This is a genomic window from Afipia sp. GAS231 (genome assembly GCF_900103365.1).
GTDB lineage: Bacteria > Pseudomonadota > Alphaproteobacteria > Rhizobiales > Xanthobacteraceae > Bradyrhizobium.
The window spans coordinates 5,592,029-5,611,698 of the sequence record NZ_LT629703.1; the positions used below are offsets into that span (position 1 = coordinate 5,592,029).

Annotated in this window: 19 protein-coding genes; 13 read left to right on the top strand and 6 right to left on the bottom strand. The window is 62.9% G+C overall.

What is annotated here, in order from left to right:
* Window positions 1-9 precede the first annotated feature (9 nt).
* The 6 genes from BLS26_RS26500 to BLS26_RS26525 all read left to right on the top strand — a co-directional run bounded on the left by BLS26_RS26500 (window position 10) and on the right by BLS26_RS26525 (window position 5,928).
* Window positions 10-1,095, top strand: a complete 1,086-nt coding sequence (locus BLS26_RS26500; protein ID WP_092515502.1) for an ABC transporter ATP-binding protein — start codon at window positions 10-12, stop codon at window positions 1,093-1,095.
* A complete protein-coding gene (locus BLS26_RS26505) occupies window positions 1,095-1,997 on the top strand; it encodes a carbohydrate ABC transporter permease (protein WP_092515503.1) in 903 nt (300 codons plus the stop codon). The genes BLS26_RS26500 and BLS26_RS26505 overlap by 1 nt, the downstream gene beginning before the upstream one ends.
* Window positions 1,997-2,803, top strand: coding sequence for a carbohydrate ABC transporter permease (locus tag BLS26_RS26510; protein WP_092518605.1), 807 nt, complete (start codon window positions 1,997-1,999; stop codon window positions 2,801-2,803). Before BLS26_RS26505 ends, BLS26_RS26510 begins: the two co-directional genes overlap by 1 nt.
* 2 nt (window positions 2,804-2,805) lie before the next feature.
* Complete coding sequence (locus BLS26_RS26515) at window positions 2,806-3,132, top strand: DUF2160 domain-containing protein (RefSeq protein WP_092515504.1); 327 nt, start codon at window positions 2,806-2,808, stop codon at window positions 3,130-3,132.
* A gap of 72 nt (window positions 3,133-3,204) precedes the next feature.
* Window positions 3,205-4,989, top strand: coding sequence for an ABC transporter substrate-binding protein (locus BLS26_RS26520; protein ID WP_092515505.1), 1,785 nt, complete (start codon window positions 3,205-3,207; stop codon window positions 4,987-4,989).
* A gap of 228 nt (window positions 4,990-5,217) precedes the next feature.
* A complete protein-coding gene (locus BLS26_RS26525; RefSeq protein ID WP_092515506.1) occupies window positions 5,218-5,928 on the top strand; it encodes a hypothetical protein in 711 nt (236 codons plus the stop codon).
* Here the strand turns inward: BLS26_RS26525 and BLS26_RS26530 are convergent.
* From BLS26_RS26530 to BLS26_RS26550, 5 genes are all read right to left on the bottom strand, one after another.
* Window positions 5,917-6,741 carry a lipopolysaccharide assembly protein LapB gene (locus BLS26_RS26530; protein WP_092515507.1) on the bottom strand — a complete coding sequence of 275 codons (825 nt, stop codon included), beginning with the start codon at window positions 6,739-6,741 and terminating at the stop codon, window positions 5,917-5,919. The genes BLS26_RS26525 and BLS26_RS26530 overlap by 12 nt on opposite strands.
* Window positions 6,742-7,047: 306 nt before the next feature.
* Entirely contained in the window at window positions 7,048-8,148 is a 1,101-nt protein-coding gene (locus BLS26_RS26535) for an alkene reductase (RefSeq protein ID WP_092518606.1), read from the bottom strand.
* An 89-nt stretch (window positions 8,149-8,237) separates the two neighbouring features.
* On the bottom strand, window positions 8,238-9,098 hold the full coding sequence (locus BLS26_RS26540) for an SDR family NAD(P)-dependent oxidoreductase (RefSeq protein ID WP_092515508.1): 861 nt from the start codon (window positions 9,096-9,098) through the stop codon (window positions 8,238-8,240).
* A 309-nt stretch (window positions 9,099-9,407) separates the two neighbouring features.
* The gene (locus tag BLS26_RS26545) at window positions 9,408-9,911 is read right to left on the bottom strand and encodes a DUF1993 family protein (RefSeq protein ID WP_092515509.1); all 504 of its coding nucleotides are present in this window, start codon (window positions 9,909-9,911) and stop codon (window positions 9,408-9,410) included.
* Between the two features lie 233 nt (window positions 9,912-10,144).
* The gene (locus BLS26_RS26550) at window positions 10,145-11,323 is read right to left on the bottom strand and encodes a lytic murein transglycosylase (RefSeq protein ID WP_371361034.1); all 1,179 of its coding nucleotides are present in this window, start codon (window positions 11,321-11,323) and stop codon (window positions 10,145-10,147) included.
* 476 nt (window positions 11,324-11,799) lie between these two features.
* Between BLS26_RS26550 and BLS26_RS26555 the strand changes: the two genes are divergently transcribed.
* The 4 genes from BLS26_RS26555 (at window position 11,800) to BLS26_RS26570 (ending at window position 17,472) form a co-directional block, all read left to right on the top strand.
* Window positions 11,800-12,669 (top strand): xanthine dehydrogenase family protein subunit M, encoded by an 870-nt coding sequence (locus BLS26_RS26555; RefSeq protein WP_092515511.1) that lies wholly within the window; start codon window positions 11,800-11,802, stop codon window positions 12,667-12,669.
* A gap of 18 nt (window positions 12,670-12,687) precedes the next feature.
* The gene (locus tag BLS26_RS26560) at window positions 12,688-13,170 is read left to right on the top strand and encodes a (2Fe-2S)-binding protein (RefSeq protein WP_092515512.1); all 483 of its coding nucleotides are present in this window, start codon (window positions 12,688-12,690) and stop codon (window positions 13,168-13,170) included.
* Window positions 13,167-15,404, top strand: a complete 2,238-nt coding sequence (locus BLS26_RS26565; protein WP_092515513.1) for a xanthine dehydrogenase family protein molybdopterin-binding subunit — start codon at window positions 13,167-13,169, stop codon at window positions 15,402-15,404. The genes BLS26_RS26560 and BLS26_RS26565 overlap by 4 nt, the downstream gene beginning before the upstream one ends.
* Before the next feature lie 331 nt (window positions 15,405-15,735).
* Window positions 15,736-17,472: a serine hydrolase gene (locus tag BLS26_RS26570; protein WP_092515514.1), complete on the top strand. Its 1,737-nt coding sequence runs from the start codon at window positions 15,736-15,738 to the stop codon at window positions 17,470-17,472.
* Window positions 17,473-17,586: 114 nt separating this feature from the next.
* Here BLS26_RS26570 and BLS26_RS35995 read toward each other — a convergent pair whose 3' ends face one another.
* Window positions 17,587-17,874, bottom strand: coding sequence for a hypothetical protein (locus BLS26_RS35995; RefSeq protein WP_157676595.1), 288 nt, complete (start codon window positions 17,872-17,874; stop codon window positions 17,587-17,589).
* A gap of 164 nt (window positions 17,875-18,038) precedes the next feature.
* On the opposite strand from BLS26_RS35995, the gene BLS26_RS26580 reads away from it, so the two are divergent.
* From BLS26_RS26580 to BLS26_RS26590, 3 genes are all read left to right on the top strand, one after another.
* On the top strand, window positions 18,039-18,380 hold the full coding sequence (locus BLS26_RS26580; RefSeq protein ID WP_157676596.1) for a hypothetical protein: 342 nt from the start codon (window positions 18,039-18,041) through the stop codon (window positions 18,378-18,380).
* A 449-nt stretch (window positions 18,381-18,829) separates the two neighbouring features.
* Window positions 18,830-19,189 (top strand): PRC-barrel domain-containing protein, encoded by a 360-nt coding sequence (locus tag BLS26_RS26585; RefSeq protein ID WP_092515517.1) that lies wholly within the window; start codon window positions 18,830-18,832, stop codon window positions 19,187-19,189.
* A gap of 214 nt (window positions 19,190-19,403) precedes the next feature.
* Window positions 19,404-19,667, top strand: coding sequence for a hypothetical protein (locus tag BLS26_RS26590; protein WP_092515518.1), 264 nt, complete (start codon window positions 19,404-19,406; stop codon window positions 19,665-19,667).
* Window positions 19,668-19,670: the final 3 nt, after the last annotated feature.

Here is a 19,670-nt window from a genome sequence, read left to right on the forward strand (position 1 = left end):
AGATGCATCATGGCCCGCATTGACCTCGTCGATCTCGCGCATTCCTACGGCGGCAACGATGCGCCGCCCGAATCATTTGCGCTGAAGCCGGTGACCATGACCTGGCGGCAGGGCGGCGCCTATGCGCTGCTTGGGCCGTCCGGCTGCGGCAAGACCACGCTGCTCAACCTGATTTCCGGTATCGTGACGCCGTCGCGCGGGCAGATCCTGTTCGACGGCGCCGATATCACACCGCTGTCAACCCAGAAGCGCAATATCGCGCAAGTGTTCCAGTTTCCGGTGATCTACGACACCATGACGGTCGGCCAAAACCTGGCATTCCCCCTCAAGAACCGCGGCGTGCCGAAGGCCGATATCGACGCGCGCGTCAAACGGATTGCCGACCTGCTCGACCTCACGCCCTATCTCAACCGCAAGGCCACCCGGCTGACGGCGGACGCCAAGCAGAAGATTTCGCTCGGCCGCGGTCTGGTCCGCTCCGACGTCGCCGCGATCCTGTTCGACGAGCCGCTGACGGTGATCGATCCCGAACTGAAATGGCAGCTGCGTTCGAAACTCAAGGCACTGCACCGCGATCTCGACCTCACGATGATCTACGTCACCCACGACCAGACCGAGGCGCTGACCTTTGCCGATACCGTGGTCGTGATGCACGATGGCGGGGTGGTGCAGAGCGGCACGCCGGCCGAACTGTTCGACAAGCCTGCGCATACCTTTGTCGGTTATTTCATCGGCTCGCCCGGCATGAACATCGTGCCGGCCACGGTGAGCGGCCACGAGGCGCGGATCGACGGCCATACCATCGGCCTCCATCGCAATTACGGCGTGCTGCCGGCGGGGGCGAAGATCGAGATCGGCGTGCGGCCGGAATTCGTCAATGTCGCGGCTCCCGCTTCGGGGCTGTTGTCGGCCAATATCGAACGCATCGACGACCTCGGCCGCGTCCGCTTCGCCCGCGTTCGTGTCGGCGACGCCAAATTCGCCGCGCGCGTACCGCCGGGGTTCTCCGTTCCCGACAGCACCGTTGGGCTGGTGTTCGATCCCTCACATGTTCACGTCTATGCCGACAGCCGCCTGGTCGAGGGGGTTGCCTGATGGACAAGACGGTCAACCAGAAAGCCTGGTTCCTGGTGCTGCCGGTGTTCCTGGTGGTCGCGTTCTCCGCGATCCTGCCGCTGATGACGGTGGTGAACTATTCGATGCAGGATACCTTCGGCAACAACCAGTTCTTCTGGAACGGTGTCGGCTGGTTCAAGGAGCTGCTCGATCCCTCGACCGATCTCGGCGGACGCTTTCTTGCGTCGCTCGGCCGCAACCTGTTCTTCTCCGCCGTGATTCTCGCGATCGAGGTGCCACTCGGCATCCTGGTGGCGCTGTCGATGCCGCGCGAGGGTTGGACGGTGGCTGCCTGTCTCGTGATCCTGGCGTTGCCGCTCTTGATTCCGTGGAACGTGGTCGGGACGATCTGGCAGATTTTCGGCCGGCCCGACATCGGACTGCTCGGCTATACGCTCAACAGTCTCGGCATGAATTATAACTACGTCTCCAACGAATTCGACGCCTGGGCGACCGTCATCGTGATGGATGTCTGGCACTGGACGTCGCTGGTTGCGCTGCTGTGCTACGCCGGCCTGAAGTCGATCCCCGACGCCTATTACCAGGCGGCGCAGATCGACGGCGCCTCGCGCTGGGCGGTATTCACCGCAATCCAGTTGCCAAAGATGAACCGTGTGCTGCTGATTGCGGTGCTGCTGCGCTTCATGGACAGTTTTATGATCTACACCGAACCGTTCGTCGTGACGGGCGGCGGACCGGGCAACTCGACCACGTTCGTCTCGATCGAGCTGGTCAAGATCGCGCTCGGGCAGTTCGACCTCGGCAAGGCGGCGGCGCTGTCGCTGGTCTACAACCTGATCATCCTGATCGTGTGCTGGGTGTTCTACACCGTCATGACCAACGCCGGCGCCGATCGCCCGGCCAAACAGGGAGTCGCATGATGCATTCGATTCCCGGCCGTCGCATCATCATGGTGCTGTTCCTGATCTTCCTGCTGTTGCCGATCTACTGGCTCGTCAACATGAGCTTCAAGACCAATGGCGAGATCGTCTCGACCATGACGCTGTGGCCGCACCAGCCGACGCTGGCAAACTACATCCGCATCTTCACCGACGAGAGCTGGTATTCCGGCTATATCCATTCGCTGAATTACGTCGTGATCAACACCGTGATCTCGATTTCGGTGGCGTTGCCGGCTGCTTACGCGTTTTCGCGCTACCGCTTCCTCGGCGACAAGCATCTGTTCTTCTGGCTGCTGTCGAACCGGATGGCGCCAGCGGCGGTCTATGCGCTGCCGTTCTTCAATCTCTATTCGGCGATCGGGCTGTTCGATACGCCGTGGGCCGTGGCGCTGGCGCACTGCATCTTCAATGTGCCGCTGGCGGTGTGGATCCTCGAAGGCTTCGTTTCCGGCGTGCCGCGCGAGATCGACGAGACCGCGTTCCTCGACGGCTATTCGTTCCCGCGCTTCTTCGTCAAGATCCTGGTGCCGCTGATCGGCAGCGGCATCGGCGTCGCGGCATTCTTCTGCTTCATGTTTTCCTGGGTCGAACTGCTGCTGGCGCGCACGCTGACGACGGTGGCCGCCAAGCCGATCTCGGCGATCATGACGCGCACGGTTTCGGCCGCCGGCATGGACTGGGGTTTGCTGGCCGCGGCCGGCGTGCTCACCATCATCCCGGGCGCGCTGGTGATCTGGTTCGTTCGCAACTACATCGCGCGCGGTTTCGCGCTGGGCAGGGTGTAGCCATGGAAAACATCGCATGGATGGCGTGGACGGTGCCGACCGCGATCTTCTTCGTGATGCTGTCGCTCACCCTGGGCGTGATGACATGGCTTGCGGTCGCTTATCCGGAGGCCGAGCGGATCGGCATCCTGCGGATTCCGACCACGCGCGGCGACCGCCTGTTCATTTCGCTGGTGCTATCAGCCGTGATCCATCTGTTGTGGATCGCTTTCGTCGGTACCGATGCGATCGCCACGCTTCCAATCGGGGAGGGCGTTGAGATTTCGAGCCTGTGGCTCGCAACCGTAATTTCGCTGCTGTCTGCCGTTGCGATTTTCCGCAACGTCTGAGAGAGGCGAAAAATGAGCAGATCCGGGACCAACCCGGGCCTGGTTTTTGATTCTGCAACCGGAGGAACCAAAATGCGACACTTGAGAGGAAAGACCAAGGATCGTCTTCTGACGATGACCAGCGCCGCTGCGCTGATCGCGGCATCGGTCACGATGGCCGCGCCCGCATTGGCGGACGAAGCTGCTGCCAAGAAGTGGATCGATTCTGAATTTCAGCCGTCGACGTTGTCCAAGGACGACCAGATGAAGGAAATGCAGTGGTTCATCAAGGCCGCTGCGCCGTTCAAGGGCATGGAGATCAACGTCACTTCCGAAACCCTGACCGTGCACGAGTATGAATCGAAGACGCTTGCAAAGGCCTTCGAGGAAATCACCGGCATCAAGGTCAAGCACGACATCATCCAGGAAGGTGACGTCGTCGAGAAAATCCAGACCCAGATGCAGTCGGGCAAGAATGTCTATGACGGCTGGATCAACGACTCCGACTTCATCGGAACGCACTTCCGCTACGGTCAGGCCGTCGACTTGACGGACTGGATGGCCAAGGAAGGCAAGGACGTCACCGATCCGATGCTCGACGTCAACGACTTCATCGGCAAGTCCTTCACCACCGCGCCGGACGGACATCTCTATCAGTTGCCCGACCAGCAGTTCGCGAACCTCTATTGGTTCCGCTACGACTGGTTCTCCAATCCGGAGTACAAGGCGAAGTTCAAGGCCAAGTACGGCTACGACCTTGGCGTCCCCGTGAACTGGTCGGCGTATGAAGATATCGCCGAGTTCTTCACCAACGACATCAAGGAAATCAACGGCGTCCGCGTCTATGGCCACATGGACTACGGCAAGAAGGATCCGTCACTGGGCTGGCGCTTCACCGACGCGTGGTTGTCGATGGCCGGCAACGGCGACAAGGGCATCCCGAACGGACTCCCCGTCGACGAATGGGGCATCCGGATGGAAGGCTGTCGTCCGGTCGGCTCGTCCGTCGAGCGTGGCGGCGACGTCAACGGACCGGCGTCGGTCTATTCGATCGTCAAGTATCTCGACTGGATGAAGAAGTATGCCCCGCCGCAGGCGCAAGGCATGACCTTCTCCGAGTCGGGACCGGTTCCGTCGCAGGGCGCGATTGCCCAGCAGGTGTTCTGGTACACCGCCTTCACCGCCGACATGGTGAAGCCCGGTCTGCCGGTCATGAACGCCGATGGCACGCCGAAGTGGCGCATGGCTCCGTCGCCGCACGGCTCGTACTGGAAGGAAGGCATGAAGCTGGGTTATCAGGACGTGGGTTCTGCGACCTTGCTGAAGTCGACCCCGGTTGATCGCCGCAAGGCAGCCTGGCTCTACCTGCAGTTCATCGTGTCCAAGTCGGTGTCACTGAAGAAGAGCCATGTCGGTCTCACTTTCATCCGTGAATCCGATATCTGGGACAAGTCGTTCACGGAGCGTGCTCCGAAGCTCGGCGGTCTGATCGAGTTCTACCGCTCGCCCGCGCGCGTGCAGTGGACCCCGACCGGCAACAACGTGCCTGATTATCCGAAGCTTGCGCAATTGTGGTGGCAGAACATCGGCGATGCGTCGTCCGGTGCGAAGACGCCGCAGGCCGCGATGGACTCGCTCGCAGCCGCGCAGGACTCGGTGATGGAACGTCTCGAGAAATCCGGCGTGCAGAAGGAGTGCGGACCGAAGCTCAACAAGAAGGAAACGGCTGAGTACTGGTTCGCGAAGTCGGCCAAGGACGGCAATATCGCGCCCCAGCGCAAGCTGGCCAACGAGAAGCCCAAGGGCGAAACCATCGACTACGACACGCTGATCAAGTCGTGGCCGGCATCGCCGCCGAAGCGCGCCGAAGCGAAGTAACGCCTTGGCGTCATCGTCCGGCTTGACCGGACGATCCAGTACACCGCGGCTTTTCGGCTCTATCGCCGACGGCTGCGGCTACTGGATGCCCCGCCTTCGCGGGGCATGACGGAGAGAGAAGCGAAAGGCCGGGAGCAATCCCGGCCTTTTTCTATTCGCGCGACCCGTTGGCCCGCAATGAGGATATAATCAGCGCCACATCGCGCCGACGACTTAAGGAGCTTCCCCATGCGCATGATTTTCCGCTGCGATCCGGCACTGTCGGATCATCTGCCGCAGCCGGTTTTAGCGCGCAGCGCGCTTCCAGACTGGCTTCGTGCCATGCCGGCGAAAGCGCACTCGGAAATCCACGGACGGGAAATTCGTACCGTCAAGCAATGTCCGCCTTTCGTTGATGCGATGGCCTATGGGATCATTATTCCGTTGCCCTGCGACATCAGGGTCGAGCGTGGGGAGTTCGCCTGGGATTGGGACATTCCGAAGCCAGAGACGTCAGGCCATCCGCGCGCGCCGCTGAGCTTCCATCCCGCTGCGCAGTTTGCCGCCGCGCCGTTTGGCAACGGGCAGGCTGCCCTCAAATTCAACAGCTTCTGGACCGTCGAAGTCGATCCCGGCTGGTCGCTGTTCGCAACCCATCCGGTCAATCGCGATGACCTGCCATTTCGCTTGATCTCGGGATTGGTGGATTCCGATCGCTTCCACGACGGCGGAATCAATTTTCCGGCGATCTGGACCCAGCCTGATTTTTCCGGCGTGCTGCCGAAGGGCACGCCTGTGGCGCAGTGCTTTGCGGTGCCGCGCGAGGCGCCCGAGTTGGTGTTTGAGGCTTTTGATGAGGAGCACCGGCAGGCTTATTCGAAGGTTGTTGCCGACGTGCTGGCTGCGCCCAATGTCTATCGCAAGCATTTTCGGGCCAGGCGCGGTCGCCTAACGTCCTAGCTTGCGGCGCAGTGCATCCTCATCGAGCCACAGGCGGCCGTGCGAGGCCGAAGTCAGCGCCATCGCGATGGTGCCGAAAGTTTGCGGGCGCAGGCGATAGGCCTGCGCGTAGGCGTGCATGGCATTGTCGATATCGCCGCTCTCCTGCAGCACCACGCCAAGGTTGAGCGCGGCTTCGGCAAAGTCCGGCTTTGCCTCGAAGGCGCGCCGATAGGCGGTTGCGGCCCCGACGTAGTCGCGCAAATCCTGGCGGACGAGGCCGAGATCGAACCAGGTGGACGCCGGCGTGTCACCCTGGGTTGCGCGCTCGAGCAGGGGCAGCGCCGCAGCCTGGTCGCCATCTTCCCATGCCAGCCGCCCGAGCCGCGCTGCGGCCTCCTGGCTCTGCGGAATGACTTTCAGAATGGCCCGCCATGCCTCGCGCGCCTGTTCGCGAAGGCCCGTCTGGAGACTTGCCTGATCGAGCGTTCGCGCTTTCTCCAGAAAGGCTTCCCGCTGGGGCGCGGCGGCGATGATCAGATCCAGATGCGACAATGCGCTGTCGAAATCCCCCGCGGTGCGAGCGATGCGTGCCGCGAGGAGGCGCGCGGCCGCATTGTCCGGTCGCCTGGCAAGGCTGGCCTCGACATGCACACGGGCGGGGTCAAGCTCGCCCTTGGAAAACAGCACGGCGGCGAGAAGATGATGGAGCATCGGTTCGCCCGGCCGATCCGCCAGACCTTCCTCACATAGCTTGCGCGCCCGGTCGGGCTGGCCGGAGTTGAAGGCTGCGGTCGCATCACGCGCGATGTCCTCGGCGGTGTTCCGGCTCATATCCTTCGACCATGCTCCCCGACGAAGACGAACGCTGCGGCTGCGCGGGTTCATCTTAGCCGTCATCGCGAGCGAAGCGAAGCATCCAGAGCGGCACGGGAAGGCCCGACTGCATCGTCGCGGAGTTTATCCGAATAGCGAAAGGCCGGGAGCGATCCCGGCCTTTTTTGTTACGCGTTGTCGTGGGCACCAAGATTGCTGTCATCGTCCGCGAAGGCGGACGATCCAGTACGCAGCGGCCTTTCGGTTCAATCACCGGCGTCAGTGATTACTGGATGCCCCGCCTTCGAGGGGCATGACAGTCAGTTACTCCGCTGCCTGCGCCGCCCCGAGCGTCGGATAGTCGGTGTATCCCTTGGCGCCGCCGCCATAGAACGTGGCCTTGTCGAACGCGTTCAGCGGTGCGCCCTTCTTCAGGCGCTCGACCAGGTCGGGGTTCGAGATGAACGGCTTGCCGAACGCAATCAGGTCGGCCGCATTTTCGGCCAGCACTTTGGTGGCGAGATCGAAATCGTAGCCGTTGTTGGCGACGTAGGCCTGCTTGAAGCGCTTGCGGAGCGACGCATAGTCGAACGGCGCAATGTCGCGCGGGCCGCCGGTAGCACCCTCGATGACGTGAATGTAGGTCAGCTTCAGCGCGTTGAGCCCTTCCACGATGTAATCGAACAGCGGCTGCGGATTGCTATCCGAAACGTCGTTGGCCGGCGTCACCGGCGAAATGCGGATGCCGGTGCGATCGGCGCCGGCGACGGCTGCGACCACTTTCGATACTTCGAGCATCAGCTTCGCGCGGTTTTCAATCGATCCGCCATAGGCATCGGTGCGCTTGTTGGCGCCGTCCTTGGCGAACTGGTCGAGCAGGTAGCCGTTGGCGCCGTGGATTTCGACGCCGTCGAAACCGGCTTCCAGTGCGTTCGCGGTACCGCGCTTGAAGTCCTCGATAATCCCGGGGATTTCCGAGAGCTCCAGTGCGCGCGGCTCGGAGATATCGGTGAAGGTGCCGTTGACGAAGGTCTTGCCCTTGGCGCGGATCGCCGAGGGCCCAACCGGCTTGCCGCCGCCGGGCTGCAGCGAGTCATGCGAGATACGGCCAACATGCCAGATCTGGATATAGATGTGCCCGCCCTTCTCATGGACGCGGTCGGTGACCTTGCGCCAACCGGCGATCTGTTCCTTGGAATAGATGCCGGGGGTGTCCTGATAGCCCTGGCCCTGCTGCGAGACCTGGCTGGCTTCAGTGATCAGCAATCCCGCCGAGGCGCGTTGGCCGTAATAGTCCACTGCCAGCGGGCTCGGCACCATGCCGGGCGGTATCGCGCGGTTGCGGGTCAGCGGCGCCATCGCGAGGCGGTTCGGCAGCGTAATCGGGCCAAGCTTGAAGGGCTCGAACAGTTTGGTCTGGCTCATGTTGTTGGGTTCCGGAAAGTTGGCGGGTAGGGAACAGGTGGGCATTGGCGCGTGCAGTGCAATGCCCCACCCAATTCTATTGGCGGAGATCAGCCGCGCACGATCCCGCCCATATGGCCGGCATCGAGGAACAGTGTGTGCGCGTTGACGTAGGATGATTCATTCGAAATCAGGAACAACGCAGCATAGGCGACCTCCCAGCCGGTGCCCTGGCGGCCGAACGGCACCGTCAGCGCGCGATCGGCCCGCCGTCGGCTGGCGTCGCGGCCCATCGGACTGTCGATGAAGCCCGGCGCGATCACATTGCAGCGAATGCCCTTTTCTTCGCCGGCGCGGGCAATCGCCCGGCCGAGCGCGATCTGCGCGGCCTTGGAGGATTCATAGGCCGGGTTGCGGCCGTTGCCGCGCTGGCTCGCCATCGACGAGGTCAGGGTGATGGCGCCGCCGGGTGCCATGATCTCCAGCGCCTTCTGCGCGAACAGCATGTGGCTGCGGACGTTGACGGCGTAATCCTTGTCCCAGGCTTCCGCCGTCATCTTCGGCAGCGACAGGCCGCAGGAAATGCCGACGTTGAGCGCCAGGCCATCGAGACCGCCGAGTCGCTTGGCGCAGCGCTCGATCGCAGGCGCGATCGCAGCAATGTCGGAGACATCGACCACATCGGTAAAAGCCTTGCCGCCTTCGGCCGCGATCTGCGCCACGGTGTTGTCGGCGGCTTCCTTGCTGACGTCGATGCAGGCGACATGCGCGCCCTCGCGCGCGAACAGCACCGACATCGCGCGGCCATTGCCGATCGGCGGCTCCTCGTCGATGATTTTGCGCTGGCCGGCGCCGACCACGATGATGCGGCGGCCGGCGAGGCGGCCATGGCTCTTGGCAAGGCCAAGCGATTCCGCATGCAGCGAGGCGGACGGATCGATTTTTCTGGGGGCGTGCGTGGTGGTAGACATAAGCGCGATTTCTCCCTGCGAGTTTTTTGTTATTAGGGGAGAAACTTTACCACGTCATTGCGAGCGAAGCGAAGCAATCCAGAAATCCCGCACCGAGGAAAATCTGGATTGCTTCGTCGCGGAGCCTGTCATCGGGCGCGCATTCGCGCGACCCGTTGGCTCCTCGCAACAACGAAACGCTCTCTTGTCATTCCGGGCCGATGCGAAGCATCGAACTACGATGCGCAATTGCGCATCTGAGAATCTCGAGATTCCCCGGGGTGCAATTGCACCCCTGAGGTCTGGGCCTTCGAACCGGAATGACGCGAACTAATTCGCGCCGAGAAAATCGCGCTTGCCGACTTCGACGCCGGCTTGGCGCAACAGGCCGTGCGCAATCGCAGCGTGGAAGTAGAACTGGGGCAGAGAGAAGTTCGAGATGAACTGCTGGCCCTTCATCGTCATGGTCTTTTCCGGACCGACGGGGAAGGTGACGTCCTTAGCGTCGGCGCCTTCGAACTGCGTGGGCTCGAACGACTTCACATAGTCGGCGGTCTTGGCGAGCCGCGCGCGCAATTCTTCAAAGGTCTTTTCGGTATCGGGGGTCTGCGGCACTTCGCTATGGGTGACGCGGGCGCAGCCGCGGGTGGCGAAATCGCTGGCGAGCTGGATCTGCTTGGACAGCGGCAGCATGTCGGGATAGAGCCGCGAATTGAGCAGCACCTCGGGCGCGATTTTCTTGGCGGTGCAATGCGCCTCGGCCTTGGTGAGCAGGCCGGAGAGGGAGCCTAGAACTTGCAGGTAGGCCGGCACGGTGGCGTCATAGAAAGACATGGGATGCTCTTTTCGTGTTGTGGAATATCGTTGCATGCAGAGACTGCGTGCTGCAGGTGGGGCGGCCGGTAGGTAAATGCAACTGCATCCACCCGTCGATCACGAGATTTATTTCACGCCGTCATCGTCCGGCTGGATCGGACGATCCAGTATTCCAGAGGCGTTTGCGGTTTAAATCGAAAGGGCGCGGCGTACTGGATTCCCCGCTTTCGCGGGGAATGACATGCTGCGCCTTACCGCGGCGCGCTGCGCATCCGTGCCAGCAATTCGGCTGTCGGCCATGAATCGGCCGGCAGTCCGTATTTCGCCTGCATCGTCTTCACCGCAATGCGGCTCTGCTGGCCGAGCACGCCGTCGACCTTGCCGACATTGAAGCCGGCGCGCACCAATAGCTGCTGCAATTCCTTGATCTCGTTGAACGGCAGTTGCACCACCGGCGCCGAGGGCTGGCGCATTGGTGCTGCGCCGGCGATGCGGGTGGCGAGATAGCCCGCAGTGGTCGAATAGATCAGCGAATTATTCCATTCGGTGTAGGCCGCGAAATTCGCATAAGCGAGGAACGCCGGCCCGGTGCGGCCCATCGGCAGCAGCAGCGAGGCCGGCATGTCGTCGTTCGGCAGCGGTTTTCCATCCGCGTAGGTCACGCCGAACTGCGCCCATTTCGAGCGCGGCAATTTGATCGTGAGATCGGCTTGATCCCAAGGAAAACTGGAAGCCAAGTTTTGCGGCGCGCGCACTTCCTGCAGCCACGGCTCGCCGCGCCGCCATTTCAAACCGTTGGCAATGTAGTTCGCGGTCGAGCCGATCACGTCGGGCGCGCTGCGCAACAAGTTGCGATGGCCGTCGCCGTCATAGTCCACCGCATAGTTGAAATAATGCGTCGGCAAAAATTGCGTCTGACCGAGTTCGCCGGCCCACGAGCCGATCATCTCGCTGGCCGTGAGGTCGCCGCGATCGATGATCTTCAGCGCCGCGATGGTCTCGTTCTGGAACATCTCGGAGCGGCGGCAGTCATAGGCCAGCGACACCAGCGACGGCAGCGTATGCAGATTGCCGAGCTCGGCGCCAAAGCTGCTCTCCAGCCCCCAGAACGCGGCGATCACCGCCGGCGGCACGCCATATTCCTTTTCGGCGCGATTGAACGCCGCCGCATACATCCGGATCCGTGCCTGCGACTGTTGCGCCGCGCCGTCGGACGCCCGGCGCCTGGCGAATTCGGTGAACACCTGGCCGAACACGCGCTGGCCGCGGTCGCGGTTGACGATGCTCTGGTCGTAGACGAGGTAGGGCGCGGCCTCGCTGAGCGCGCGTTGCGATACGCCGGCGGCTATCGCCTGTTGCTTGAGCTCGGCGAGGAAGCGGTCGAACGGCAGGCCGTTGTGACAGGCCGCCGCGCGCGGGCTTGGCGCCATGGCGACCGGCTGGCCGGGGGCTGCGACGGCTGGCCTCGGCGCCGTCACTGTTCTCGGCGCAGCCGCTGGCCGGGGCTGTGCCGGCCGGACGGGCGACGGCGCTGGTTGGGCCGATGCGAGGGTTGAAAATGCCAGTGACGCCGCTGTGACAACGAGAAATCTGGAAAACGGCATCAATGTCACCGGTGTGAAATAGGGGATCGTAGGGTAGGCAAAGCGTAGCGTGCCCACCAGCTCAGGCGATCCCGCAACTACAAGCAATGGTGGGCACGGCGCAAGGGCGCCTTTGCCCACCCTACGGCCGAAAACTCGGAGCAATATCACCGCGCAAGCCCCACTCCGCGCATGGGAGCCTGCCGCCTGCACCCGATCTCGCGGGCTGTTCCAATCCACCCCCGCCGTGTAGGCTTATGGCGCAGGTCGAAAAAGGGCCGCCGCCCATATGGGGCGCACCGATCAGGGAGACGGGGAACGGTATGACGGAACTCCGATACATGGCGCCAGCGACGCTGGACGAAGCGATTGGCGCTTTTGCCGCCGCAGGCAGCGCCGCGCGCATTCTGGCCGGTGGCACCGATTTGCTGGTGCAGATGCGCGCCGGCATGGTGAAGCCGGGCCTGATCGTCGACATCAAGAAAATTCCCGATCTGACTTCGATCGAGCAGACCAAGGACGGCGGGTTTCGCGTCGGCGCCGCCGTGTCAGGCATGGAGCTCGCCGAGCACGAGAGCTTTGGCAAGGTCTGGCCCGGCGTGCTGGAAGCCGTCAACCTGATCGGCTCCAAGCAGGTCCAGGGACGGGCCTCGGCCGGCGGCAATCTCTGCAACGGCTCACCGGCCGGCGACAGCGTGCCCGCGATGGTCGCGGCCGGCGCCGTCGTCACCGTGCAGGGCCCGAACGGCCGCCGCGATATCAAGGTGGAAGACGTGCCGGCCGGTCCCGGCCGTACCAATCTAAAGCCAGGCGAAATCCTCGTCAGTTTTACTTTGCCGCCGCGTCCCGCCGGCTCCAGCGACGCTTACTTGCGCATGATCCCGCGCACCGAAATGGATATCGCCGTCGTCGGCCTCGGCGTCAGCCTCACCATGAAAGACGGCGTCTGCACCGCGGCCCGCGTCGGCCTTGGCGCCGTGGCACCGACCGTGTTGCTGGTGGAAGACGCGGCGAAGGCGTTGATCGGCAGCAAGCTCGATGACGCTGCGCTCGCCAAGGCAGCCAGCGCCTGCTCCGCCGCCTGCCGTCCGATCGACGACAAGCGCGGCACCATCGTCTACCGCACCAAGGTGGCAGGTGTGCTGTTGAAGCGCACGACCCTGATTGCCGCCCAGCGCGCCCAAAAAATCTGAATTCGGGAAATCACTTTCATGGCCAAAGTTCACGTCACCACGTCCATCAACGGCGAGCCGATGGAATATCTGTGCGAACCGTCAGACACCATGCTCGACGCGCTGCGCGGGCCGCTCGGTCTCACCGGCTCCAAGGAAGGCTGCGCCTCCGGCGACTGCGGCGCCTGCTCGATCACGCTCGATGACCGGCTGGTTTGTTCCTGCCTGATGCTCGCGGTCGAGGCCGAAGGCCACGAGATCCGCACCATCGAGGGCATGGCGCACGGCGACAAATTGCATCCGCTGCAGCAGAAGTTTCTGGAATCGGCAGCGCTGCAATGTGGCATCTGCACCTCCGGCATGCTGATCGCGTCCGACGCGCTGTTGCGGAAAAATCCCGATCCGAGCGAGGAGCAGGTCCGCTTCTGGCTCGCCGGCAATCTTTGCCGGTGCACCGGCTATGACAAGATCGTTCGCGCGGTTCTGGAAACCGCCGCCGAAATGCGGGAGGCAGCACAATGAACGTCGTCACCAACAACAAGTGGATCGGCCAGCGCACCATCAGGCCCGATGGCGTCGACAAGGTCACCGGCCGTGCGGCGTTCGCCGCCGACACCACCATGCCCGGCATGATCTGGGGCAAGGTGCTGCGCAGCCCGCATCCGCATGCGCGGATCAAGTCGATCGACACCTCGAAGGCGGAAGCGCTGCCCGGCGTGAAAGCCGTCGTCACCGCCGAGGACATCGTCGATTTCCCGGTCGACAAGTCGGTGATGCTGGGTATCCAGGACATGCGCTGGATGTGCCGCAACGTGATGGCGCGCGAGAAGGCGCTGTTCCCGGGCCATCCCATTGCCGCCGTTGCGGCGACGACCGAAGCGATCGCGGCGAAAGCCTGCGAACTGATCGAGGTCGATTACGAAGTGCTGCCATGGTCGATCGAGATCGACGATGCGCTCAAGCCTGACGCGCCGATCCTGCATGACTTCGTGAAGTTCGAAGGCAAGCCGTCGAACATCGCAGGCCGGCTCGAAGTCAAGAAAGGCGACATCGTCAAAGGCTTCGAAGAAGCCGATGTCGTGATCGAGCGCTCCTTCACGACGCGCCCGGTGCATCAAGGCTATATCGAGCCGCATGCCTGCCTGATCTCGGTTGCCGCCGACAACAAGACCACGATCTGGAGCTCGAGCCAGGGCCAGTTCATGGTGCGAGCGATGACGGCGTATCTCACCGGCATCAACCAGAGCGACATCCGCGCCATCCCCGCCGAAATCGGCGGCGGTTTCGGCGGCAAGACCATCGTTTATCTCGAACCGCTCGCGACCATGCTCGCGAAAAAATCCGGCCGTCCGGTCAAGATGGTGATGACCCGCGAGGAAGTGATGCGGGCGACGGGGCCGACATCGGGCTCCAAGAGCACGGTGAAGATCGGCGCCAAGAAGGACGGCACCATCGTCGCCGGGCACGGCATCTTCTATCTGCAGGCCGGCGCATTTCCGGGCTCGCCGATCCGTGGTGCGGTTGGGTGCAGCTTTGCGCCCTACGATATTCCGCACGTTCTGTCGGAAGGTTTCGACGTGCTGTCGAACCGCTCCAAGGTCGCGGCCTATCGCGCGCCGGGCGCACCGATCGGCGCCTATGCCGTGGAGTGCGTGCTCGATGAGCTCGCCGAGGCGCTGAAGATGGATCCGCTGGCGCTGCGCTTGAAGAACGCGGCGAAGGAAGGCACCAAGGCCGCGCACGGCCCGGTCTATCCGCGCATCGGTTACATCGAGACGCTGGAGGCCGCGCGCGACTCCGACCATTACAAGGCGCCGCTCGGCAAGTTTCAGGGCAGGGGTGTTGCCTCCGGCTACTGGTTCAACGCCGGCGGCGAATCCTCGGCGCAGGTCAACATCACCGAGGACGGCAACGTCGTCGTCACCACAGGTCATCCCGACATCGGCGGCTCCCGCGCCGGCATCGCCAACATCTGCGCTGAGCTGCTCGGCATCGACTATCGCCGCGTCTCGGTGCTGATCGGCGACACCGCAACCATCGGCTTCTCGAACCTCACCGGCGGCAGCCGTGTGCTGTTCGCGTCCTCGATCGTGGTGACGCAATCGACCGAGAAGGTCATTCACACCTTGCGCGAACGTGCGGCAAAAATCTGGGACATCGATCCCGAAGCGGTGAAATGGGAAAACGGCGCCGCGCATCCGGTCAGCCCCAACGCCGGTCAGTTCGAACCGCTGACGCTGAAGGAGCTTGCCGAGAAGGCGCCGTCGATGGGCGGTCCGATCGGCGCTGGTGTGCAGCTCAATACGGTCGGCGCAGAGGGCGGCTTCGGCACCCACATCGCCGATGTCGAGGTCGATGTCGAACTCGGCATTGTCAGGGTGATCCGCTACACCGCGATTCAGGACGTCGGCCGCGCCGTGCATCCTTCCTACGTCGAAGGCCAGTTGCAGGGCGGCGTCAGCCAGGGCATCGGCTGGGCGCTCAACGAGGAATACATCTACAACAAGCAGGGCAAGGTCGATAATCCCGGTTTCCTCGACTACCGCATGCCGGTGTGTTCGGACCTGCCGATGATCGACACCATCATGGTCGAGGTGCCGAACCCGAAACATCCGCAGGGCGTCAAGGGCGTCGGCGAAGTGCCGCTGATCCCTGTCATGTCCGCGATCTCCAACGCCGTCCACCAGGCGCTCGGAAAGCGGTTCTACGCACTGCCGATGTCGCCGCCGAAGGTGCTTGATGTGATCGAGGGATAGCGTGGCCTGGTAGGTCCCGTAGGATGGGTGGAGCGAAGCGATACCCATCATTCTCACCAAGATGCGATGGGTATCGCTTCGCTCCACCCATCCTACAAGCACGCATTAATTCTTCGTAACGCGAGGCGTGTTGCAGCATGTGCTGCTGGACCGGTGCTTCGCCTCATGTAAATTCGCATGAGGCGAGGATGCAGCCATGCTGACAATTTTCATCGATCTCCTTCCACGCTGACGAACCGCTGGCCCGTCGGGAAACCGACATGCCGGAACGCCACCGCGCCCGTGCTGTGAGGGCGCAGTTTGTTGACGGTTGAACGAAGAGAGTTTTTCGATGAACTCCTCTGCCGAAGCACCTCACGTATCGATCCAATCCCTGATCCCCGAACTCGATCAACTCGCCACCGGCGTTCTGGAAGACTGGAAGGTGCCGGGTGCGACGCTCGCCGTGGTGCAGGACGGCAAGGTGGCGCTGACGCGGGCCTGGGGCGTGCGCGATGTCGAGCGCGATCTGCCGATGACGACGGCGACGCAGTTCGTGATCTGCTCGATCACCAAATCCTTCACCGCGACCGCGATGGCATTGCTGCACAACGAGGGGCGGCTCGACTGGACCAAACCGGTTCGCGACTACATGCCCGAGTTTCGTTTGCACGATGCGATCGCGACCGAGCGCGTCACCGTGCGCGATCTGCTGTCGCATCATTCGGGCTTGCCGCGCCATGACTGGGTGCATTTTGCCGGCGACCGTGCGCCGGCCGAAATGCTCGCGCCAATGCGATATCTCGAGCCGAGCCGCGATCTCCGCTCCACCTGGCAATACAGCAACCTCGGCTACAACGTCGCCGGTCTCCTGATCGAGCGGCTCAGCGGGCAGAGTTACGAGGCATTTATCCGCGCCCGGCTGACCGACCGGCTCGGCATGAAGGTCGGCTTTTCCCTCGAAGAGCTCGAAGCCATCCCGGACGCTGCGCGGCCCTACATGATGCATGAGGATACGCGGCTGCCGGCGATGCGCCTGCCGATCCGCACCACCGCGGCCGGCGCGATCAACACCTCGGTCGAAGACCTTGCCAACTGGATGCGACTGCACCTCGGCAAAGGCGAACTCGATGGCGAGCGTTTGCTGCCGGCGACGCTGGTCGCCGAACTGCATGCGGCGCGCATCTACATCTCCCAGCCAAGCGAGGCCGAGTTCGGCGAAGGCCATTATGGCCTCGGCTTCCAGTGCAATTCCTATCGCGGCGACCGGCTGGTGCGGCACGGCGGCGGCTGGCCCGGCTGGAACACGGAGATGGCGATGCTGCCGGATCATGGCATCGGCGTTGCCGTCTTCACCAACCGCAGCCCGAGCGAGGCGACGATGGCCCTGACGTGGTATATCCTCGACCGGCTGCGCGGCCGCGAACCGGTCGACTGGCGCGGGCGGGCCAAGAAACGCCGCGACGAGTTCATCGCCCATATCCAGGCCGACAAGGACGCGCGCGAGAAAGCCCGCCACAAGAACACGAAGCCTGCGCACGAACTCGAAGCCTATGCCGCCGACTACGAACATCCGGCCTATGGCGTGATGTCGGTCCGCTATCAGCACGGCGCGCTGCAGTGGTCGTGGCGCGGCATGTTCGCGCCGCTGTTGCACCGTCATTACGAGACGTTCGAACTGCCCGAGGTGCCGGATCGCCTGCTGCCGGACAGGCTCGCCATCACCTTCCTGACCGATCGCGACGGCAACATCGTCAGTCTCTCGACCTCGCTCGAGCCGATGGTCAAGGATATCGTGTTCACGCGCCTGGCCTCCGGCGACTGCCTGGATCCGGCCTTCCGTGCGCGTTGCGTCGGCGAGTTCAAGGGCGGCGCGACCATGCATCGCGTGACGCTCGATGACAAAGGTGGACTGGTGCTGAAGCCCGACTTCCAGCCGGCCTATCACCTCGCGCCCCAGCAGGGCCGGCGCTTCCGTATTGTCGAGCTTAAAGGCTTTGTCATCGAATTCCGCGGCGAGGGGACGACGATCGATGAATTGATGTTCTATCAGCCGAACGGGACCTTCACGGCACGGCGCGTGGCGTAGAGCGTAGCCCGGATGAGCCAACGGGTCGCGCGAATGCGCGCCGGATGACAGGCTCCGCGAGATCCGGGATCTTTGTCGGCACCCCGCATATCACTGCGTTCATGCGGACTACATTTATTTGTGACCCGCCGCGCCGGTTCCCGTCGCCGGAGCTGGGGGCGTTCCATGACCGGTTCCGATCGTGTCGCCGGACGTACCGTTGTTCAACACGCCACTCGCAACGCCTGCACCAGGACTCGGACGATTATCGCTACTGGAACCGGCATTCGCCGGATTCGATATGGCGGGAGAAACCGCGGTATCGCCCGTCGTCGTGGTCGAACCCCTGCTGGCGTTCTGCGCGAGTGTCATCGAATTTGCGAAAAGGGCGGCGGTCGCGACCGTGATGATGGCGAATTTCATGTTGGTTCCCTCGGGAGAGGCCGACATGAAAACGACTGCGCGAGAGGTAAGTTCCCTCAGGTGTTCCCGCGCGGTTTTCAAACACGGGCTGAATGGCCGGTTCAGAGCGGGTTCATCGCGCCTATATTACTTCTGGGCGAGGGCGCAGGCGCGTGAGGTGGACGATGTCGAACTCCCAAATTGCTTTTGATCCGATTGGCACCGTGGTGGACTGGATTGACGCCTGCCGGCAGCGCAGTCTCGCAGCCCTCATCGATCTCTATGACGATGCGGCGAAAGTCGATTGTTGCGAGGGCGGTAGCTTTCGCGGCAAGTCCGGTGTGGAACGCTACTGGCTTCCCAAACTGAAGAAGCCGGTGCCGGGTGCGTTTGCGATCGATGCGTTGTTGCCCGAGGCCGGAGGCATCTCGCTCGATTACCGGGATCACGACGGCAGGCCGGTCCGCACCCATTTCCGTTTCAGCGAAACCGGCAAGATCATCAGCACCGCTTGCGGGCCCACTTAACGGCAGACCTGCTCCCAGGTGCATTTGCCCGAGGCATCGCACACCTGTGCCTGCTTACACTCTGATCCGCCCAGCCCCTTCACGTTCGGCGGAATGACCGGGGCAACCGACGGTCTCGGAGGCCGGCACACCGTCGGCGGGCAAACCATTGGCCGGTTGACGCCACTATCGCATACGGGCTGCATTTGCCCGTCGACGCACTGGCAGGTGCAGGCCGCGTTCGCGGCGCTGCCACCGATCAACAACAGGGTGAGTGCGAATAGAACCGAACGCATGCGGCCTCCCTAAAATTCATCCCGGCATGAGCCGCCGATTCAGTTGCTCGGTGCAAAACGTAACACAGGAACCAGCGCCGCGCACCCGATGCGTCATTCTGACGATGTCACCACAGGAACGTTTGACGACGCCCTTCGTTTTCCTCGGTCTACTCACACCCGGAGGAACGTCACATGGTTACGGAAGTACGCGAACAAGGTAATCTGATCGGCAGCGACAAGGTCGAGGGAACCGCCGTCTATGGCGCCGACCGCACCAAGATCGGCTCGATCGAGCGTGTCATGATCGACAAGCAGAGCGGCAAGGTGTCCTACGCCGTGCTGTCGTTCGGCGGTTTTCTCGGCATCGGCGACGATCATTATCCGCTGCCGTGGCAATCGCTGAAATACGATACCTCGCTTGGCGGTTACGTCACCGGTGTGACCGAAGCGCAGCTCAAGGGCGCGCCGAAATACGGTAACGACAATGCCTGGAACTGGGCCGACGCGACCCGCACCCGCGCCGTCAACGACTACTACGGCATCGCGATCTGACCCCGCGCGCTCCATCGGCAAAAGGCCCGCCTTCACGGCGGGCCTTTCTGTTTAAAGCGTCGCGAGAATACGAAGTTGTATCTATCGACCGTTATTGCGAGGAGCGAAGCGACGAAGCAATCTATTTGGCCGAGGGAAGAATGGATTGCTTCGCTTCGCTCGCAATGACGGGAAGAGGACACTACAATCGCCCCCGCAACAACGGAGCAGCCCCATGGCCGGACAGCAATCGGACCCCTCGCGGCGAAAGATCATGCGCGCGGCGGCCGGGGTTGCAACGGCGGCGCTTTGCTTCCGGATCGTGCGCGCCGCAGCGTCGGACAAGATGACGCGGCAGCAGGCCGAATATCAGGATATGCCGAACGGCATCTATAGCTGCGGATTATGCACGCTGTTCGAGCCGCCGGCCGGCTGCAAGGTGGTCGAGGGTGAGGTCGGCAAGGACGGCTGGTGCAAGGCGTTCGCGCTCGCGGATTGAAAC

Excerpts from the sequence above, each read along its gene's own strand:
- BLS26_RS26500 (WP_092515502.1), top strand. The coding sequence starts at position 10 with ATGGCCCGCATTGACCTCGTCGATCTCGCGCATTCCTACGGCGGCAAC.
- BLS26_RS26505 (WP_092515503.1), top strand. The coding sequence starts at position 1,095 with ATGGACAAGACGGTCAACCAGAAAGCCTGGTTCCTGGTGCTGCCGGTG.
- BLS26_RS26510 (WP_092518605.1), top strand. The coding sequence starts at position 1,997 with ATGCATTCGATTCCCGGCCGTCGCATCATCATGGTGCTGTTCCTGATC.
- BLS26_RS26515 (WP_092515504.1), top strand. The coding sequence starts at position 2,806 with ATGGAAAACATCGCATGGATGGCGTGGACGGTGCCGACCGCGATCTTC.
- BLS26_RS26520 (WP_092515505.1), top strand. The coding sequence starts at position 3,205 with ATGCGACACTTGAGAGGAAAGACCAAGGATCGTCTTCTGACGATGACC.
- BLS26_RS26525 (WP_092515506.1), top strand. The coding sequence starts at position 5,218 with ATGCGCATGATTTTCCGCTGCGATCCGGCACTGTCGGATCATCTGCCG.
- BLS26_RS26530 (WP_092515507.1), bottom strand. The coding sequence starts at position 6,741 with ATGAGCCGGAACACCGCCGAGGACATCGCGCGTGATGCGACCGCAGCC.
- BLS26_RS26535 (WP_092518606.1), bottom strand. The coding sequence starts at position 8,148 with ATGAGCCAGACCAAACTGTTCGAGCCCTTCAAGCTTGGCCCGATTACG.
- BLS26_RS26540 (WP_092515508.1), bottom strand. The coding sequence starts at position 9,098 with ATGTCTACCACCACGCACGCCCCCAGAAAAATCGATCCGTCCGCCTCG.
- BLS26_RS26545 (WP_092515509.1), bottom strand. The coding sequence starts at position 9,911 with ATGTCTTTCTATGACGCCACCGTGCCGGCCTACCTGCAAGTTCTAGGC.
- BLS26_RS26550 (WP_371361034.1), bottom strand. The coding sequence starts at position 11,323 with ATGGCGCCAAGCCCGCGCGCGGCGGCCTGTCACAACGGCCTGCCGTTC.
- BLS26_RS26555 (WP_092515511.1), top strand. The coding sequence starts at position 11,800 with ATGACGGAACTCCGATACATGGCGCCAGCGACGCTGGACGAAGCGATT.
- BLS26_RS26560 (WP_092515512.1), top strand. The coding sequence starts at position 12,688 with ATGGCCAAAGTTCACGTCACCACGTCCATCAACGGCGAGCCGATGGAA.
- BLS26_RS26565 (WP_092515513.1), top strand. The coding sequence starts at position 13,167 with ATGAACGTCGTCACCAACAACAAGTGGATCGGCCAGCGCACCATCAGG.
- BLS26_RS26570 (WP_092515514.1), top strand. The coding sequence starts at position 15,736 with ATGAACTCCTCTGCCGAAGCACCTCACGTATCGATCCAATCCCTGATC.
- BLS26_RS35995 (WP_157676595.1), bottom strand. The coding sequence starts at position 17,874 with ATGAAATTCGCCATCATCACGGTCGCGACCGCCGCCCTTTTCGCAAAT.
- BLS26_RS26580 (WP_157676596.1), top strand. The coding sequence starts at position 18,039 with ATGTCGAACTCCCAAATTGCTTTTGATCCGATTGGCACCGTGGTGGAC.
- BLS26_RS26585 (WP_092515517.1), top strand. The coding sequence starts at position 18,830 with ATGGTTACGGAAGTACGCGAACAAGGTAATCTGATCGGCAGCGACAAG.
- BLS26_RS26590 (WP_092515518.1), top strand. The coding sequence starts at position 19,404 with ATGGCCGGACAGCAATCGGACCCCTCGCGGCGAAAGATCATGCGCGCG.